This window comes from Virgibacillus litoralis, assembly GCF_017873675.1.
Classification (GTDB): domain Bacteria; phylum Bacillota; class Bacilli; order Bacillales; family Amphibacillaceae; genus Lentibacillus; species Lentibacillus litoralis.
Genome location: NZ_JAGGKK010000013.1, coordinates 25,226 through 42,994, shown reverse-complemented (window position 1 = coordinate 42,994; position 17,769 = coordinate 25,226). Strand labels below are relative to the sequence as shown.

The window sequence follows — 17,769 nt, the reverse complement described above, 5'->3', positions numbered from 1 at the left end:
CTGACAGAATACCTCTCCCAGAACGTTTTGACTCAATCAATTTTAACTGGATTTACTCCTTTTGGAACTTTAATTGGCTCAGATAAATTATATGGCCCTATTGTTTCGTCTGAAGAATTTGTAAATAGGACTTCCTGATAACCATAGCTTTTCGCAGTCATTAGAATAGCTTCTATCATCGTTACGGTTTCCTGGTTATTGGTAGCCATTTTTTTATCGGCGAAATTTAGTTGAAGTAAATTACCTTCATCCTTCAAAGAAAAATTAATATTTTTCGGTATGGAGTGATAGACATTATATGATTCTTCGTCCTTTTTCATTTCGGAAAACGCCGTTTCGATATCTACTTGGTCTTCCATTGGTATTCTTGCAAAAAATACACGTTTATCTTCAGACAATTGATATCGTTTATAAATTACATTAGAAGATTTTAGCGATAATTCCTTCACCTTACCTATCGGACCAAGATTTACTTGCTTACCAAAGACAGCTTTATTAATTTTATTAGGAGTAAACATAGTTGTCAGTATACCTATAAACATACTCGCCTGACTACTTGATGTTACAGAAAAATCTTTAGGCAGTTCCACATGAACTTGACTATTTTGTTCATCCAATTGGAATATTGCACCCGAAAACATATAGTCACTAACACCCCATGTTGTCTCCTTCAGATATGAACTTAACTTATTATAATACTTTCCGGCATTTTCTGTTTTGGGCACTGCAAAAGCTAAAGGGATAATATACTTTGCCTGTCGATCGGCAAGAGCACCATGTATTATCGTAGTACTGTCATCCGTAGTATGGATAACGTGAGATTGTATCCCAGTTTCCATCATCGTAACGCTTGATTCACTTTCAGCAGATGATGCATTATCTTCCTGCCTTTTTAATTCACTTGACTCGTTACCACCATCCATACTTTCGTTAGAGGCGGAATTATCCATTGCTTTATCAGCAGAACTATTTTCACTATTACTCTGATACATCGTATTATTCATCATCGAAGGTATTATAAGGGCTAACAGCAACAGTACCATAACTGTACTGAAAATAGGGATAAGTACCAACTTTTTATTATTTTTTTTAGGTCGTATTTCATTATTAAGTTCGGAGGAGATGCGCTGATATAGTAAATCTTTGTCCAAACTGTCTTCCATTTCAGGCATCTGTTCTAACAATTCTTTAATCTGTTTTTCGTTGTTGTCGAAAGTTTTCACAATACATCTCCTCCTTCACTTATGTATTTCTTCAATGTCTTCAGTCCACGATGCTGTGTCGTCTTCACTTTGCTAACACTGAAATTTAAGATGTCTGCTGTCTCCTGAATAGAAAATGATTGTATGTACCGTAATATTAGAACACTTCTTTGATCTGGTGTGCATTTATCCAAATAGCGATAAACATCTTTCATCTGTTCATTTTGCATAGCAATCTCATCAGGGAGCAGCTTCTGATCCTGAATTAATTGCCCTTTTTCACTCCAGTCAAAGTATTCCATTATACGATTTCGTTTCCTCTTCTGAGAGCGAAAGTAATCGATTGTTATGTGCCGTGCAATTGAGAATAGCCAAGTCTTCTCAGTACTGTCTCCCTTAAAAGAATTGTAGGATTTTAAGACTTTAATATATACTTCCTGAACGAGGTCTTCACAAGTTTCTTTATCCTTTACCATATAAAAGATAAATTGGTATAAATCATGATGATAGTTATCATAAAATTTCTCAAAAACGGCTTTCATAAAGATCCTCCGTTCATTTACATAGTCGTTTATTACCACAGGAAAGTTACAACTTATTATACTATATTAGAAAAACGCAAAAATACCAACCTAATTCAGTTGGTATTTGGCAAATTGAAATGTTTTTTGGCATAATTTCTAAAAAAGTGCGCAATTATCGGATATAACAGAACCATAAATACGCCATTTCCAATTGCATGATATGTATCAAATGGTAATCCTGCCAGATAATAAGGAAGAAATTTTCCAGTAACGGAAAATGTCGTTAGAGAAATAATAAACCCGTATAAATAGCCACTAATTACCGCAAATATTATCAATATTAATCCTGGAATCTTACGAGGGTATTTTCCTAATACCCCACTTAATAATCCAATTAATGCCCAGGCAACCACTTGCCAAATCGTCCATATCCCCATTCCTAAAATCATATTAGACAGGAACGTTGTTAATATAGCTAATAAAACAGCTGCTATTGGTCCTAATAATAAACCACAGACAATTATTAACGATGTTACCGGCTGGACATTGGGTAGAAATGCAAAGGCGAAGCGTCCGACAACAGCTAGTGCTGCAAGCAATGCAAGTAACGTAATTTTATAAGTATTCAATTAAGTCATTCCCAAGCTTGCAGATCAAAAGTTACTTTGTCACCAGGAGAAAGCTTATATTCTTTAGCACCGACTTTAGGCATCTCACCATTTACTGTAAACATCCAAGATTTTTGCTCGCCATCTTTAGGTGCAACACCATCAATTGAAGTTATAAAGCCATTATCAAAATCAGTTTCCAGTTGAAAGTTCTCTTCCATAACTTCCATAAGTGTTGCCCCTTCCTTAACAGCAACCTCTTTTTCATTAATATATTCAGAACCTTTATCTTTAGATATTGTAATCTGAACCTTTTCCTCACTTTGTTCCTCTGCGTTCTCACTTGCTGAGTTCTTCTCTTCTTGACTATTTGTCTGACCCTGTTTTTGTTCTTCAGCACCACATCCGATCAATAACCCCATAACAATCAGCAATGATGCAACACGTAAAAATAATTTGTTCATCTTCCCATTCCTCCAGTTCTGTTTTTGTATTGAGGAGAATTGGGCGTTGGAAACCAAGGCATCGTTTAACTTCTAAGTATCAATCAATAAAAGCCTATAAAAAAAACTAACCCTTCTAAAGGGTTAGCTGAAATAGACAATCGATACATAAAACAATGTACTCGGTTGTCCCAATCGCTCACATCCTCGAAGCTTTGAAACGTTAGAGAATTGGCAGGTCTACTGACTTGTGATTTTCACCTACTATAAGTCCTTCCCATATGACGAATCATACAGTGGATTACACTTATTTCGTATATCACATACAGTTGCGAGGACAGTTCCTGTTTTTCACAGGATTCCCTATTAAGTAATAACACCAAACTCTATATTATAATTCAATTCTATAATATCATATCATATTTACTTCTCTTGTAAAGGTAGTTTAAATGCAAATGTGGTTCCATCATTAACTTTGCTGTTCACAGTAATTGTGCCATAATGAGCTTCTACAATATTTTTTGCAATCGAGAGCCCTAGTCCTGTGCCCCTTTTCTTACTGTTTTTTGTTCGTGATTTGTCAGCTTTATAAAAACGTTCAAATACAAATGGTAGATCATCTTCAGGAATACCACTTCCATTATCAGTTACCGAAACATTAAAATCAGTTGCATTACTTTCAATAACAACATTTACTTGTCCGTTTTCATTGGTATGTCTAATTGCATTATCTATTAAGTTTGTTAAAACCTGCTCCACCCGATCTTGATCAATGTATATTTGATCAGTGTAAATATACTTAATAAGATTTAATTCAACATCATTTTCATCCGCCAACCCTTTAAATTTCTTCAAAATTCGTTCAACAAATTTTTCGGCGTCAACATTCTCTTTATTTAACTGTATATGGCCTGCTTCCATCCGTGCTAAATCTAATAGTTCGTTCACTAGTCGACCCATTCTTAAAGATTCATCGTGGATAATTTGTGCAAGCTCATTTTTATCTTCTCTACTTTCTGCCACGTCGTCAACAATTGCTTCACTATAGCCTTGTAACATGGAAATAGGTGTTCTCAGTTCATGGGAAACATTTGCGATAAAGTCTTTTCGCAACTTATCTAACCGACGTTCCTCTGTCATATCACGAATAACAGCCACCGCTCCACGTACATAGGTCTGATCATATAAAGGTGTCATTATCATTACCCATGTACGTCCTTGTAAATTAATTTCATGTACTGCTTCTTCTTCATCCTGGATGACATTCTTTAAAATTTCATCTAAAGGTATCGGTGCTTTATTATTGTTGTCAGACATTTCCATATCATTTTCGTAATATAAATTCTCAATAAATCTCTCTGCAGGCGGGTTTGTTACAAGCATATCACTATTTCGGTTAAATGTAATCACACCATCTGCCATGGAACTTACGATACTTGAAAGCTGTTCTTTTTCCTGTCTTAACGCATTAATGTGGAATTTCAACTGTCTGCCCATTCGATTAAACGCCATTGCAAGCTCACCAATTTCATCGTGAGTTAAAATAGGCACTTTTGTGTTAAATTCTCCTCTTGTAAGATCAAATGCTGCTTCCCGCATTTTTATTAGTGGTGACGTTATTCTAGTAGAAAGGAAAAAAGCAAAAATAGTTGTTAAAATTATAGCTATTCCAGCAGCAAGAAAGATGATTTTAGTCGTTTCAGCTTTCGTCTGATTTACGATATCAAGTGATTGGTAGACAAAAACTGCTCCGTTTTGGCTAACCGGAGTACCTACGATCATTACTTCTGTATTACCATCAGGTAGTAAAATTTGTTTTTTTATATTTTCACCATTAGTAATAACTTCCATTAATTCATTTTCCTTTTTCAGCCATTGAGTATCGAGTTTACCAAGGTCGTTATCAATAGATTGCGATACCCAAGATGTACCATCTTCATAGATGATCGCTAAACGGCTTGCTGGATCCTTTACACGTTCTGCGGTCTCCAAAGCTAATTCCTGGTTATCATATTGCTCTACCATTATTGAAACCTTTGTTGCTGTCTGCATCATATCTTTTTCTGCTTCATCAACATGAAAATTCTCAAAGAACTCCAAAAGTAAAACGGTTAATATAAATAATACAAAAGAAACTAGCAATAATATCGTTATTGCTAGCTTTCCTACAACACTACGCCAAAACATCATTATACATCATCTACCTCAAATTTATATCCCACGCCCCAGACAGTAACAATCATCTTGGCAGCTTCTTTGGATACGTTATTTAACTTCTCACGCAGCCGTTTTACGTGTGTATCTACTGTACGAAGGTCTCCGAAGAACTCATATTGCCAAACTTCTTTTAATAGAAGTTCACGTGAAAATACTTTATCTGGAGACTTAGCTAAGAAACATAACAACTCATATTCTTTAGGGGTTAGACTAACCTCTGTTCCATCTGCCGTAACCCGGTGAGCATCATGATCTATAGTCATATGAGGAAAAACGATTAAATTTTTGGTCGGTGTATTCGCTTCATTAAAGGTAGTATTCGAAACTCTACGCAGCAATGCTTTCACACGTAGAACTACTTCTCTTGGACTGAACGGTTTTACAATGTAATCATCGGTGCCCACTTCAAACCCTTGCACCCGATTTGCTTCCTCTCCTTTTGCAGTAAGCATAATAATAGGAGTTGCCTTCTCTTTTCGTAATTGTTCGGTAACTTCAATACCATCCATTTCCGGCATCATAATATCTAATAGGATGACATCATAATCATTTTGAAGAGCAAGCTCCAATGCTTCAGTACCATTTTCTGCTTCTTCAACAATGAAGTCCTCTTTTTCCAAGTACATTTTTATTAAACGTCGAATTCTTTCCTCATCGTCTACAACTAACACTTTAGAATTTGATTCCATGAAAGCTCCCCCTTATTATTATTTCGGTCGAAAATAATTTTTAAAAAACAAAACCTGTCAATCCATTAAGCGTATGAGTGAAGACCAGCTAAAATCAGATTTACAGCAAGCAGATTAAACATAATAATAGCGAATCCGCCAACCGCAAGCCAAGCAGATTTTTCACCATGCCAGCCACGTGATAATCTCAAATGTAAAAATGCTGCATAAAAGAACCAGGTTACTAATGCCCATACTTCTTTTGGATCCCATCCCCAAAAGCGGTCCCATGCGATTTGAGCCCAAATAGAAGCAAATATTATTCCGCCAAGGGTGAAAACAGGAAAACCAATTGCTACCGCACGATAAGAAACTTCGTCTAATAGATCTGGTTTCACTTTCTTAAGTAATGGTTGAATCGCTGCTCCAATTCTTTTACGCAAGATTAATCTGATCAATCCATATAAAACTAGTCCTGACAAAACTGACCATATAATTGTATTAAACTTCCTTGCTGCGTCAACACCACGCATCCATTCCGGTGCGTCAAATAATGGACTCATTTTATCGCCTGTTATTAGTTCACCGTCGTTAGGGCCGGCAATCGGTGGCAAGTGATAATCGGTGGTAATTGTATTATTACTATTGTTTACAGTATATTCAAACTGAGCACTATACCCTGATAAGTTAAATGCTACAGTAATTACACTGAAACCAATAAAAACAATTAAGGAAAATAAAACGATTTCTAACCATGTAGTACGTTTACTTCTAACTGATTGGTCAACTTGTCTGATCAAATAAATCAGCCCTGTTACAAAACTTATCGATAGAATTGCCTCTCCAAGTGACACTGTTGTTACATGAATATATAGCCAGTGACTTTGCAACGAAGGTACAAGGGGCGCAATCTCGGTTGGAAACATACTCGCATAGGCAATTATTATCATTGCTATTGGTAATGCAAACAATCCCAAAATATTAAGTTTGTAAATAAAATAGATGATAATAAAAGCAAACACTAACCCCATACCGAAAAACGTCATAAATTCAAACAAATTACTTACAGGGGCATGGGCACTTGCTATCCATCTTGTTATAAAATAAACAATTTGCGCTAAAAAGCCGGCAATGGTTATGGAAATTGCAATCTTTCCGGCTATTCCTTTACTCTTGTCCGACTTTTTTTCTTTAATTGTTGCGCCAAAGAAAAACGTAGCGATCAAATACAGGATAAAAGCTGTATATAGCATCGTACTACTTATACTTAAAAAATCCATTTATATCCTCCTTGATTCATATAGCGTTTATTAATCATCTAATTCTTGTTGATCGTCAACCATTTTTATATCTGTGTCCGCAATCATTCTCTCTATATCCTTCTTCACACCAAACCAATTCTTGTTGGTGTGAGCTGCCATTAGAATTCCTTCCCCTGTAGGGTGTATCCAGATTCTGCGGTGCTGCCAATACATTCCTTGTGTCACGCCAAACATAAAGATCAATGCGCCAACTATAAATAATGGGAGTGTATAATCACGTCTGACAGTTATTCCACTCACATCACGCATTTTAAAATCCTGAATTCCCAGTTTATAATCATTCTCTCCAGTTGCATCAACATTCTTTCCAATTCCTACAAAACTCATTTCAGGTTCACTGCCATCAGGGGGATGTACAGTAAATACATATGCTGGATTTCTTGGATAATCTGTTTCAGATTTTGGTTCTCCATCATCCAAATAGTAATCTGGATAATATTGATCAACAACAACTCTAAAACCACTATCCAGTTTATACTCGGGCTTAGGTGACGTTAAGTCAATTTTGAAATTTCCGAGAGATGTTTCTTCTGGATCATCTGTCTCATGAACTTTAAAGGTCATGCTTGTAAACTCGTTTAATTGGTATCCAGCTTGGTAAAGCGTATACCCATCAAATTTCAAAGGATGATTCATACGAATTTCATCTTCTGCAACTTCCTCAAGTTCAGGCTCTTCTCCTGGTATTGTTTCTCCAGATTCCTTATAAACAATTACATTAGTTTGAAAGTTTTTAGGAACCATGCCTTCTTTTTTTATAGCCTTCTGGAAACGCTCATCGTTTTCATCATATGTTTCCAGGATAAAGTCTTTATTTTTTATGTAATATTCACCTTTTGTTCCTGGAATTACAGTTTGCTCACCTTCCCTTACCCAAACATAATCGTCGAGGTACATAAACGGAGTGAAGCGCAGTAATGCGGCAATTAAAACAATAATAAGGCCTATATGATTTACGTAAGGACCCCAACGGGAAAATCGCCCTTTTTCTGCTAAAATATGCCCATTTTCATCAGTAACTTTATATCGTTGTTTTTTCAAACTTGAAACGATTTTATTCTTTTCTTCTGAGGTAACATGTTCTGTTTCACTATATAACCGCTGTCTGCTTAGAAATGAAGCATGACGTCTAGCTTTTTGTATTTTTAATGCTTTATATAAAGGGACGAACCTGTCAATACTGCAAATCACCAAAGAAATACCAATTAAAGCGATTAGCAACATATACCACCAAGATCCATATAAATTATGGAACCCCAACTGATAATAGATTTGCCCTGTTATTCCATATCGGTCTTCATAAAAAATAGATGGGTCCCTTGATACAGCATCTGCCGGTATGTACATTTCCTGTGGATAGATAGTTCCTATAGCAGACGCAATCAGGGCTGTAACGATTAACCATACCCCAATTTTCACAGAAGAAAAGAAATTCCATATTTTATCAACAATTGACTTGTTATATGTTTGCGACCTACGTGCACTACCATCATATCGCATATTTAATAGTTTCTTTTTATCATTGCCATCAATATGCTGGTTACCCTCTATAGGTTTGCCACAAGCTTCACAAAGGACTGTACCCTCTGGATTAACGTGCCCACACTCACACTTTATGTTTTTCATTCATATCCCTCACAATAGCTGCATTCTTTATTTAGGTTGAATTTCTTTTAAATGGCCTTCAAGTTTATCTAAAGTTAACGCACCTTCAACTACCTCAACTATTTCTCCTTCAGGATTTATAAAGAAAGTACTCGGTATTGGACCGACGCTATAAAGATTCATTACCTCACTTTTTGTATCATGCGGAATAGGGAATGTTAAGTCATATCGATCAACAAAACGATCTACAACAATTTCAGTAGCATCCAGACTGACAGCGACTATTTCAATCCCCTTATCCTTATATTCCGGGTATAACTTTTCCATATAAGGCATTTCTGCTTTGCATGGTTCACACCATGTTCCCCAAAAATTTAGCATGACACCTTTTCCTTCCAACTCACTTAATTGTACTGTTTCAAGCTCGTTATTGTCATTTATTTGCTGCAGCTTAAAATCTGGTGCTTCATTACCTGGTTCAACATTTGTCTTTTCTTTGTTTAGATTAGAAACTAAAGCATATATAACGGCGACAAGTAAGACCGCTAACACAACTGTTCTAAAAATCAGCCGGTTTTGTTTCTTGCGTTTTTTATTCGCCTTTATCTTTTCGGTGCTCATGTCTATTCACTCCCCACATCATTGTATCATGAGATCATAGTGGCAAATTTGACTATTATTCGACAATTAATTGCACTTAATACTAGAACCCACTCGGCACCTGGTCATTTTAAGTGCAAATTTATACTTCATTAAAGGGGCACTTTTCTTAGCAGTTAAGAAAGTATAACTACTTTCTTACTGCATAAGTGCAACTAAGGCACTTGCCATTAAAGCTTGGCGAATGCCAAGTTTTCTAATTGTATAGGAAATTATAAAATTTAAGTGCTTTGGATAACTGGACTTCCGAACCAGCGACGTCCAGCTCCGACGTACAGGATGTACTAGTGCCGGTGACGCCACAGGAAGTGGCGTTCTCACCGGCCAGCGCCTAGCGCCTAGTGGACTCCCCTCCCTGTGTCTACGATAAAAAATAAAGGATGTTCGACTAAAACCACCACATCCTGTGGCAACTTCGAACTACCCCACGTCCTGTGGGGCAGCTTACGCTCTTCGTGTATCCTTTATCTCAGGGAAAAGGAAGATCGACTAAGACCGCCGCTTTGCGCGGCAACGTCGACCTACCCGCAGCGCTGAGCGCAGTCCATGCGGCGCTGAACAGGCGCTTGCGCTTTTGTTCGTTTAGTTTTCTGCTAGATGCCGCATTTTTTTAATCTCATGAGGGGTTAATGGGCGATAATTTCCAGGTTGCATGCCATGTAATGTCAGAAGACCATACTTCTCCCGCTTCAACTTAGATACAGGATACCCTATCCCCTCCATCATCCTTCTGATATGCCTGTTTTTACCTTCATGCAGTGTCAGCTCCAATATCATGGTCGCTTTTTGTCTATCTACTTCCAGTATGTTATATCCAATAACTTTTAGTAAATCATTATCAACTTTAACACCTTTTTTTAAATTATTAAGTTCACTTTTACTTGGAATACCTTTAATTTTAGCAACATATACTTTATCTACACCATGTTTCGGATGCATTAGCAGGTTAGCGAAATCACCATCATTCGTCAACAACAATATACCAGAAGAATCATAGTCGAGTCGTCCAATCGGATAGATTCTCTCAGAAACCTCTCCCAAATAATCTGTTACAACTTTTCTTCCTTTGTCATCACTTATGCTCGAAATAACTCCTCTAGGTTTATAGAGCATATAATATACGGGCTCCTCTTTTTCCAAAAGTACTCCGTTAACTTCAATATCATCACTGGGGGTTACTTTAGTTCCTAGTTCAGTGACTACTTTACTATTAACCTTTACTTTGCCATCAACAATTAATCTCTCCGCTTTTCTTCTTGATGTGACTCCACTTTGTGCAATAACCTTTTGTAACCGTTCTAAAGAATTTGTCATTATATCACCATTTTTCATTATTTTTACCATAATAATAGCGTTAACTATATGTTAACGCTACTTTCAAGATTTAGCCAAATATTAATGTTACGACTATTACAGATGCTATTATACCAACTAAGTCAGCTAATAGTCCAACTTTGAGTGCATACCCCATTTTCCTGATGCCAACTGCCCCAAAATAGACCGTTAAAATGTATAGCGTAGTATCTGTACTCCCTTGCATAGTGGAAGCCAATCTACCGATAAATGAATCTGGACCATGTGTACTTATTAATTCTGTAGTCATTCCCAAGGCCGCTGTTCCAGAAATAGGTCTTACTAACGCGAGAGGAATAATCTCTGGTGGTATTCCTATCATTACAAGGATTGGTGAAATTAAATTTATAAAAGCCTCCAGTGCCCCAGAGCTACGTAAAATAGATATAGATACAATCATTCCGACTAGAAAAGGAAGTAAAGAAAATGCCATTTTGACACCATCTTTCCCCCCTTCTACAAACATTTCATATGTCGGGACACGTTTCCACGTTGCAACAGAAAGTACAATTAGGATGAAACATGGTATTAACCAAGTGCTGATTGATGTAATAATCCCCATACTTACTTCCTCCTGAGACTACTATAGTTAAAAAGCCGATCAATTATTATCGCACTTAATGAAGAGATTAATGTTGCAATAATCGTCGTACCTACAATCTCAGTGGGAGATATAGAATCATATTGCATCCTTATAGCGATTACAGTTGTTGGAATAATTGTTAAACTTGATGTATTTAACGCTAGAAAAGTTATCATCGATCTGGAAGCAGTGTCTGTCCCACTTAACTCTTTCATTTGCTGCATCGCTTTAATACCCAGCGGTGTTGCAGCATTACCTAATCCAAATATATTAGCTGTGAAATTAGATAGTATATATCCCATGGCAGGATGATCCCTAGGTATATCCGGGAATAATTTAACTACTAATGGTCTAAACATTTTAGTAAGAAATAGTAGTATACCTGCATTTTCAGCCACCTTCATAATACCCAGCCAAAATACCAGTATACTAATTAATCCTATCGATAGCGTTACTGCATCATCCGCAGTTTCGAATAATGCTTTATTTACCTCCTCCATCGTCCCATTGAACATAGCATAGACAATTCCAATCATTGCCATAAATGCCCATATTAAATTTACCATACCTAATTAAACCCGATTATATGCTTGTATATTGAAACGATATCTGCAAAAAAGTTCTCATCCTGTTTCTTTTCTGAATATATTGGTGTTTCGATAACCGGGACTGAATTTATAAAATAAATAGTTTTACCAATTATATCCTCCGTTCTATTTGCATTGTTTAAAATAAACGTCCTACTTTCGATTTCCTTTTGTTCATGTCGGTTTAGAGGTATTGTAATATCCTCATGTAAATATCCACTTGTATAATCTCTTGATTCTTTTATATTGTAGTTAACCTTTCCCTGGTTACCAATTGTCGTCATTGCGTAATTTTTATAACCCCATTCATACATTCCAATGTGGTCTTGCCAATCATCTGGTGCATCCAAAGTTACAGCAATTAAGTTCATATCATTTTTTTCTGCAGCAGTAACTAATGTCCTGCCAGCAATTCTTGTATATCCGGTTTTTCCTCCAATGCAATATTCATATAATTGTGTGAGTAACTTATTTTTATTTTGCCATGCATACGCCCGTTCAGGTTTATAAGATTTTGAACCTGTTATTTGACGAAACTGTTCATTATCCATTGCGTATCGCATAAGTAACGCCATATCATATGCAGTAGAATAGTGATCCTCAGAATCAAGTCCATGCGGGTTATCAAACGAAGTATTCGTCATTCCTAACCATTGTGCCTTCTTATTCATTAAATGAGTAAACCCTTCCATGCTACCACCTACATATTCACTAATTGCCACTGCTGCATCATTACCAGAGCGAAGCATAAGTCCATAGACAAGATCCTTCAGTTTAATTTTCTCTCCTTGTTCTAAATAAATAGAAGATCCAACTGTATATACAGCCCGCCTGCTTACGGTTACCGTTTCATTTAATTTACCTGATTCAATTGCAATAATTGCTGTCATTATTTTCGTTATACTTGCTATAGGTCTTTTATCATGGGCTTTTTTTTCAAGTAACACCCGTCCAGAAGATTGTTCCATTAAAACAGCATTATTTGCCGAAATACTAGGTTCTGCTCGTCCGATTGTTGGGTTTAAAAAAATAACTGATAGTAGGCAAAATGAAATGACTATGTAACGCATAGTAGGTTTTCCTCCCGCTGATAATTTATCTATACAGTTTATGCTTGGGATGAATAGATATGATTTGAAAATTTGAAAATGATAAACGTGTTTTTATTAAAGTTTATTTTCCTCACAAGAACCCCTTATACTTTAGAGTAAAGGCAATGATTTAATCCTTAGTGCTATTTCTTATAAACACTAAAAGTCCTTCCGCAATATACGCAAGGACTAAATAACATATTATAAAAATAAATTAATTATTATTGCTATGATCTAGTTGATCAGAAAATTTCTCAAAAAATAAATCAGCTTCTTGCTCCATTTCTTCTTGATCCATATTCTCTGGTAATGGTGGTAACTCTTCCAAAGAAGTTAATCCAAAGTAAGTTAAAAAATCCTTGCTTGTAGCAAATAAAATTGGTCTGCCAACACCTTCTCTTCTTCCAACTTCTTCAATTAGAGATCTGGCAATTAATGTTTGCACAGGTCTGTCACTTTTCACACCTCTCACCTCTTCAATCTCAGTTCTTGTGATTGGTTGCTGATAGGCTATTATAGCAAGTGTTTCCAAGGCTGCTTGTGACATTCTTGTTGTTTGGGGTGTTTCAAGAAGTTTTTTGAAATAATCACTATGCTCTGGTTTCGTAGTAAGGTGGAATACTTGATGTGACTGCATAATCATAATTCCACGATCTGTATTTTCATAGTCATATTTCAGTTCATCAAGTAGATGTTCAACAGTTTTATCCGTAATATCCAGTATTCGCGATAGTTGTTTAACTGTAATTCCTTCATCACCACTTGCGAACAAAAGTCCTTCTGCAATAGCTTTTAAATCATTGATTTCCACATTCAATCCTCCATATAAAAAACGTATAATGAATCCAAATGTTTTTCCTGCCTACATTGTATTTCATTTCCTTTCATCAACTCCAATACAGCAATAAATGTTGCCACAATATGCGCACGTGTTGGATAATCAAATAATTTGTCAAATGCTATCCCTTCTTTTGAACGTTTAACAAGGTCTAATACTTCGGTCATCTTCTGTTCAATAGGAATTTCTCCTCGTTTCACTTTTGTTTCAAGAGGCTTATTCCAGTTCTTTCGTTCAAACATTTTCCCTAAAGCATTAAGCATATCGTATATTGATGTATCACCTTTTACTATTGGCTGCCTTGATTTTATTTGATCGAATACCACTGGAGGTCTTGTGAAAATTTGGTTTGCATCTGTTTCTTTTTCTTTGAGTTTTTCTGCAGCGTCTTTATATTTTCGATATTCAATTAAACGGTGCATCAGTTCTTCACGTGGATCTTCCATATACTCTTCTTCTTCTTCAATTTCTTGCTTTGGTAACAGCATTTGACTTTTTAATGCTAATAATGTGGCAGCCATAACAAGGTATTCACTCGCCACATTCAGTTCAAGACTTTGCATCGTATGTATATATTGCATGTACTGTTCCGTAATCTGTGCAACAGGAATATCATATATATCAATCTCGTATTGATTGATTAAGTGCAGTAATAAATCAAGTGGTCCCTCAAAAGTGTCCAGTTTTACTTGATATGATTGATTCATTACCCCTCCCCCTTCCGATTAGGCAACTTTATTAGTGAGAAATTAAAAAATATATCCTTTTTATCATATTCGCCTATACACTATAGCAATGGTTAACATAAGTTATTAACGTAAGATAAATGTTACCAAAAAAACATTTATTCGTTAAGTGGAAAAGGAGGAATATAATTATGGGTGGTAGTTATGGCGGAGGATTCGCGCTAATTGTAGTACTGTTCATTCTTCTAATTATCGTTGGTGCTGCTTGGATGTAGTAAGTAATATGAACTAGTATTGCATCGTCAATATTTGTTGCAAGCTATTCAACACTTATCACTTTAATCAAAAGCCAGCTCTGGATCGACAGAGCTGGCTTTTGGTTAGTTATCATTCTCTTGTTCGAAATCTGTACATTTATTGTAGAATTGCTGGGTCTTATCATCTGGACAAACTGCGTACTTACTTTTGTACATATTGTTTATTTCATTGACCATTTTTTTGCCTATCCCAGAATTCCGATGTGATGGATTAACAGAAATATGCTGTACTACAGCGTTAATATCATCTTCCACCCTAATACCAATTGCACCTAATATATCTTCTTCTTTCCACAGGAAAAGATGCCAATCAGGATTTGTTTCATATTCTTTTATTGTTTGCTGCAATTTTTTTACATCTTTTTCTTCTGGCATGAAAGATAATAGGCCCATTGCAATCTTTTCCAGATTTTTTTTATATCGAATTAACATAGATACCCCTCACTATGAATATAACTTGCCAACTTTGGAGAGTAAAAGCACAATTTCCCAATATTTTTACTTGCCGGAGATTGTATACTTATTTATGCCTTATATTCGAGTATTTGTCAAATTACACTTTCAAAATACAAAGACACTCCAATAAATGAAGCCCCATACTATACCTAGTGTTAATAGAATAATTAACAAAATCCAATTTTTTTTGCGTTGGCTCAATTTAATTCATCCTCTAACAAGCATTAACATATTTACAGAAAAACATACTGCTACTGAATAATCTTCATATGGCTGGTATTATCTCTTTGTGAGTACTTTAACAATAGCGTATCCATCTGATTGTTTCTCTTTGAACCGAAAAGGAACAAGGTTAATAATTGCTATCCATAAATTAAATAATAAAAGTAATAATAGATAACTTGAAGGATAGATCATATAAAGAATATACAACAATAAAGCAATAAATCCATTAGTTAATGGTCCACAAAGAGCTATCCATATAAGTTCAGACGGTTTGTACATATTTTTCCTTTCGCTTGAAGCCGATCCACCCAAAAAGAAAATAGCACGTATCCTTACCTGAACTTTTCTAATGATAAAAGTATTTACTATTGTTCCACTTCCTATTGTTAATCTCACATGATCAGCTTTTAGTGATTTAGCCCCTAATACATGACCTGCTTCATGCAGTACAGTACCGATTGGGGCTACTACAAATAATAGATAGAGCAGTAAGGAGATATTCATAGTTGTTTATTCTTCTGTAGATATTTTCATTTCTTTCATAACATCACCGTTCTTCATTGCTTTAGCATGCTCAATACCTGATGTGACTTGACCAAAAACAGTATGAACACCATTTAAATGAGGCTGTGGGCCATGTACGATGAAGAATTGAGAGCTTCCTGTATCTTTTCCGGCATGCGCCATTGACAACGACCCTTCAACATGTTTGTGCGGATTACCTTCTGTTTCACATTTTATCGTATAACCAGCTGATCCTGTACCATTTCCTTTAGGACAGCCTCCCTGACTAACAAATCCATCAATAACACGGTGGAATGTTAATCCATCATAGAAATTACTATTAGCTAGTTTTTCAAAATTCGCTACTGTATTTGGTGCTTCATTCGGATATAATTCAAACTCAATTTTATTACCATTTTCCATTAATATATAACCTGTTTTACTCATAACTTCATCCCCTTTTAAAATATCTTATATCATAAATTCTTGTCTACTATACCATGTTATCCAATCTATTAAAAGAAAGCAAATTCATTGTTATTCATAGGATAAATCGTTTTTTACAACATCTTGGAAAGTTTCTCTTTTAACTACTAATTTATCCTGACCATTTTCCACAAAAACAACTGCTGCATTAGGGAATCGATTATAATGACTTGCCATAGAGTACCCATAAGCTCCCGTTGAAAATACTGCTAAAATATCATCACTGTCAACTTCAGGTACAGGAAGATCCCAAATAAGCATATCACCTGACTCACAACATTTTCCTGCAACCGAAACTAAATCAGTAACAGGTTGTGCGGCCTTATTAGCCAATACACCCTCATATTTCGCCTGATAAAGCGCTGGCCGCAAATTATCAGTCATACCACCATCAACTGAAACATAGCTGCGAACTCCTGGAATTTCTTTTTTTGAACCTATCGTGTACAATGTTAAGCCGGCATTTCCAGCGATTGCACGTCCTGGTTCGATCCAAATTTCCGGTATTGTCAGGTCAAACAGGGAAGCGTGTTCTTTAACTTTAGCTACTAGTTCTTTAACAACCGATGAATAAGGTAAAGGTGTATCTTCTTTAGTATAACGAATACCAAAACCACCACCAAGATTTAAAACCTCTGGTGTATAGCCATGCAGTTTATTCCATTCTCCTATTTTTTCAAATAACATAGTTGTGGCCATTTTAAATCCATCTGCTTCAAATATTTGTGAACCAATATGACAATGCAGTCCTTTAAAATTAATATTTTCATGATTATAAAGTTGTAAAAATGCCTTATCTGCCTGTCCGTTATGCAAATTGAACCCAAATTTCGAATCTTCGTTCCCTGTCATAATGTATTGATGTGTTTTGGACTCGATTCCTGGTGTAACCCGTATTAGAACATCTATTGTTTTGTTATACTTATTGAGAAGTTTGCTTATTAAATCTATTTCAAGAAAATTATCTACAACAATACAACCGATTCCATGCTCAATTGCCATTGAAAGTTCCTCAACGCTTTTATTGTTTCCATGCATGTGAATTTTATTTGGAGGGAAATCTGCTTGAATGGCCGTATACAACTCTCCCTGAGAGACAACATCCAAGCTAAGCCCTTCTTGTTTAATGACTTGCAGCATCGCTGTGGACGAAAAAGCTTTACTCGCATATGCAACCTGTGCACTTACGCCTAACTCCTTAAAAGTGTCCACGAAAGACCGGCAATTTTCCCGGATTATCGAAACATCATAAACATATAGTGGGGTGCCATATTTCTTTGCCAAATCTATAGAATCAACTTCACCTATTTCCAGGTGACCTTTGCTATTTAATTCAAATGGATGATTATCTAATATCATAGTCATTTCCTCCGTCCAACCTATACTATAGCTCT

Annotated in this window: 20 protein-coding genes and 1 riboswitch; of the genes, 1 reads left to right on the top strand and 19 read right to left on the bottom strand. The window is 35.9% G+C overall.

From position 1 onward, the window contains the following. Positions 1-32: 32 nt before the first annotated feature. The 15 genes from J2Z82_RS11975 to J2Z82_RS11905 form a co-directional block, all read right to left on the bottom strand. Positions 33-1,223, bottom strand: coding sequence for a hypothetical protein (locus tag J2Z82_RS11975; RefSeq protein ID WP_209481028.1), 1,191 nt, complete (start codon positions 1,221-1,223; stop codon positions 33-35). Further along, on the bottom strand, positions 1,220-1,744 hold the full coding sequence (gene sigX / locus J2Z82_RS11970; RefSeq protein WP_209481027.1) for an RNA polymerase sigma factor SigX: 525 nt from the start codon (positions 1,742-1,744) through the stop codon (positions 1,220-1,222). Before sigX ends, J2Z82_RS11975 begins: the two co-directional genes overlap by 4 nt. A gap of 95 nt (positions 1,745-1,839) precedes the next feature. Beyond that, positions 1,840-2,355, bottom strand: a complete 516-nt coding sequence (locus J2Z82_RS11965; protein WP_209481026.1) for an ECF transporter S component — start codon at positions 2,353-2,355, stop codon at positions 1,840-1,842. A 5-nt stretch (positions 2,356-2,360) separates the two neighbouring features. After that, positions 2,361-2,798: a DUF4430 domain-containing protein gene (locus tag J2Z82_RS11960; RefSeq protein ID WP_209481025.1), complete on the bottom strand. Its 438-nt coding sequence runs from the start codon at positions 2,796-2,798 to the stop codon at positions 2,361-2,363. Positions 2,799-2,994: 196 nt separating this feature from the next. Next, positions 2,995-3,176: riboswitch (cobalamin riboswitch) on the bottom strand. A gap of 24 nt (positions 3,177-3,200) precedes the next feature. Then, on the bottom strand, positions 3,201-4,964 hold the full coding sequence (locus J2Z82_RS11955; protein ID WP_209481104.1) for an ATP-binding protein: 1,764 nt from the start codon (positions 4,962-4,964) through the stop codon (positions 3,201-3,203). 2 nt (positions 4,965-4,966) lie between these two features. Beyond that, a complete protein-coding gene (locus J2Z82_RS11950) occupies positions 4,967-5,683 on the bottom strand; it encodes a response regulator transcription factor (RefSeq protein WP_209481024.1) in 717 nt (238 codons plus the stop codon). A gap of 65 nt (positions 5,684-5,748) precedes the next feature. Beyond that, entirely contained in the window at positions 5,749-6,942 is a 1,194-nt protein-coding gene (gene ccsB / locus J2Z82_RS11945; protein WP_209481023.1) for a c-type cytochrome biogenesis protein CcsB, read from the bottom strand. 30 nt (positions 6,943-6,972) lie between these two features. Then, positions 6,973-8,610 (bottom strand): cytochrome c biogenesis protein ResB, encoded by a 1,638-nt coding sequence (gene resB, locus J2Z82_RS11940; protein WP_209481022.1) that lies wholly within the window; start codon positions 8,608-8,610, stop codon positions 6,973-6,975. Between the two features lie 27 nt (positions 8,611-8,637). Continuing rightward, positions 8,638-9,210 (bottom strand): thiol-disulfide oxidoreductase ResA, encoded by a 573-nt coding sequence (gene resA, locus J2Z82_RS11935; protein WP_209481021.1) that lies wholly within the window; start codon positions 9,208-9,210, stop codon positions 8,638-8,640. Between the two features lie 621 nt (positions 9,211-9,831). Then, positions 9,832-10,563 (bottom strand): pseudouridine synthase, encoded by a 732-nt coding sequence (locus tag J2Z82_RS11930; protein ID WP_209481020.1) that lies wholly within the window; start codon positions 10,561-10,563, stop codon positions 9,832-9,834. A gap of 70 nt (positions 10,564-10,633) precedes the next feature. Next, positions 10,634-11,164 carry a spore maturation protein gene (locus J2Z82_RS11925; RefSeq protein ID WP_209481019.1) on the bottom strand — a complete coding sequence of 177 codons (531 nt, stop codon included), beginning with the start codon at positions 11,162-11,164 and terminating at the stop codon, positions 10,634-10,636. A 2-nt stretch (positions 11,165-11,166) separates the two neighbouring features. After that, a complete protein-coding gene (locus J2Z82_RS11920; protein WP_209481018.1) occupies positions 11,167-11,751 on the bottom strand; it encodes a nucleoside recognition domain-containing protein in 585 nt (194 codons plus the stop codon). Between the two features lie 2 nt (positions 11,752-11,753). After that, a complete protein-coding gene (locus tag J2Z82_RS11915) occupies positions 11,754-12,842 on the bottom strand; it encodes a D-alanyl-D-alanine carboxypeptidase family protein (protein WP_209481017.1) in 1,089 nt (362 codons plus the stop codon). A 235-nt stretch (positions 12,843-13,077) separates the two neighbouring features. After that, entirely contained in the window at positions 13,078-13,674 is a 597-nt protein-coding gene (scpB, locus tag J2Z82_RS11910; protein WP_209481016.1) for an SMC-Scp complex subunit ScpB, read from the bottom strand. A gap of 2 nt (positions 13,675-13,676) precedes the next feature. Beyond that, positions 13,677-14,408 (bottom strand): segregation/condensation protein A, encoded by a 732-nt coding sequence (locus tag J2Z82_RS11905; RefSeq protein WP_209481015.1) that lies wholly within the window; start codon positions 14,406-14,408, stop codon positions 13,677-13,679. 170 nt (positions 14,409-14,578) lie between these two features. Here J2Z82_RS11905 and J2Z82_RS11900 point away from each other — a divergent pair, with 170 nt between their 5' ends. Continuing rightward, positions 14,579-14,662, top strand: coding sequence for a YjcZ family sporulation protein (locus tag J2Z82_RS11900; RefSeq protein WP_092492662.1), 84 nt, complete (start codon positions 14,579-14,581; stop codon positions 14,660-14,662). A gap of 105 nt (positions 14,663-14,767) precedes the next feature. Here J2Z82_RS11900 and J2Z82_RS11895 read toward each other — a convergent pair whose 3' ends face one another. The 4 genes from J2Z82_RS11895 to lysA form a co-directional block, all read right to left on the bottom strand. Then, positions 14,768-15,136 carry a GNAT family N-acetyltransferase gene (locus J2Z82_RS11895; RefSeq protein ID WP_209481014.1) on the bottom strand — a complete coding sequence of 123 codons (369 nt, stop codon included), beginning with the start codon at positions 15,134-15,136 and terminating at the stop codon, positions 14,768-14,770. Positions 15,137-15,439: 303 nt separating this feature from the next. Continuing rightward, positions 15,440-15,889: a site-2 protease family protein gene (locus J2Z82_RS11890; RefSeq protein WP_209481013.1), complete on the bottom strand. Its 450-nt coding sequence runs from the start codon at positions 15,887-15,889 to the stop codon at positions 15,440-15,442. Positions 15,890-15,895: 6 nt separating this feature from the next. Continuing rightward, complete coding sequence (locus tag J2Z82_RS11885) at positions 15,896-16,336, bottom strand: peptidylprolyl isomerase (protein ID WP_209481012.1); 441 nt, start codon at positions 16,334-16,336, stop codon at positions 15,896-15,898. 90 nt (positions 16,337-16,426) lie between these two features. Further along, a complete protein-coding gene (gene lysA, locus J2Z82_RS11880) occupies positions 16,427-17,734 on the bottom strand; it encodes a diaminopimelate decarboxylase (RefSeq protein WP_209481011.1) in 1,308 nt (435 codons plus the stop codon). Positions 17,735-17,769 lie beyond the last annotated feature (35 nt).

Excerpts from the sequence above, each read along its gene's own strand:
- sigX (WP_209481027.1), bottom strand. The coding sequence starts at position 1,744 with ATGAAAGCCGTTTTTGAGAAATTTTATGATAACTATCATCATGATTTA.
- J2Z82_RS11960 (WP_209481025.1), bottom strand. The coding sequence starts at position 2,798 with ATGAACAAATTATTTTTACGTGTTGCATCATTGCTGATTGTTATGGGG.
- J2Z82_RS11955 (WP_209481104.1), bottom strand. The coding sequence starts at position 4,964 with ATGTTTTGGCGTAGTGTTGTAGGAAAGCTAGCAATAACGATATTATTG.
- J2Z82_RS11950 (WP_209481024.1), bottom strand. The coding sequence starts at position 5,683 with ATGGAATCAAATTCTAAAGTGTTAGTTGTAGACGATGAGGAAAGAATT.
- ccsB (WP_209481023.1), bottom strand. The coding sequence starts at position 6,942 with ATGGATTTTTTAAGTATAAGTAGTACGATGCTATATACAGCTTTTATC.
- resB (WP_209481022.1), bottom strand. The coding sequence starts at position 8,610 with ATGAAAAACATAAAGTGTGAGTGTGGGCACGTTAATCCAGAGGGTACA.
- resA (WP_209481021.1), bottom strand. The coding sequence starts at position 9,210 with ATGAGCACCGAAAAGATAAAGGCGAATAAAAAACGCAAGAAACAAAAC.
- J2Z82_RS11930 (WP_209481020.1), bottom strand. The coding sequence starts at position 10,563 with ATGACAAATTCTTTAGAACGGTTACAAAAGGTTATTGCACAAAGTGGA.
- J2Z82_RS11925 (WP_209481019.1), bottom strand. The coding sequence starts at position 11,164 with ATGGGGATTATTACATCAATCAGCACTTGGTTAATACCATGTTTCATC.
- J2Z82_RS11920 (WP_209481018.1), bottom strand. The coding sequence starts at position 11,751 with ATGGTAAATTTAATATGGGCATTTATGGCAATGATTGGAATTGTCTAT.
- J2Z82_RS11915 (WP_209481017.1), bottom strand. The coding sequence starts at position 12,842 with ATGCGTTACATAGTCATTTCATTTTGCCTACTATCAGTTATTTTTTTA.
- J2Z82_RS11905 (WP_209481015.1), bottom strand. The coding sequence starts at position 14,408 with ATGAATCAATCATATCAAGTAAAACTGGACACTTTTGAGGGACCACTT.
- J2Z82_RS11900 (WP_092492662.1), top strand. The coding sequence starts at position 14,579 with ATGGGTGGTAGTTATGGCGGAGGATTCGCGCTAATTGTAGTACTGTTC.
- J2Z82_RS11895 (WP_209481014.1), bottom strand. The coding sequence starts at position 15,136 with ATGTTAATTCGATATAAAAAAAATCTGGAAAAGATTGCAATGGGCCTA.
- J2Z82_RS11890 (WP_209481013.1), bottom strand. The coding sequence starts at position 15,889 with ATGAATATCTCCTTACTGCTCTATCTATTATTTGTAGTAGCCCCAATC.
- J2Z82_RS11885 (WP_209481012.1), bottom strand. The coding sequence starts at position 16,336 with ATGAGTAAAACAGGTTATATATTAATGGAAAATGGTAATAAAATTGAG.
- lysA (WP_209481011.1), bottom strand. The coding sequence starts at position 17,734 with ATGATATTAGATAATCATCCATTTGAATTAAATAGCAAAGGTCACCTG.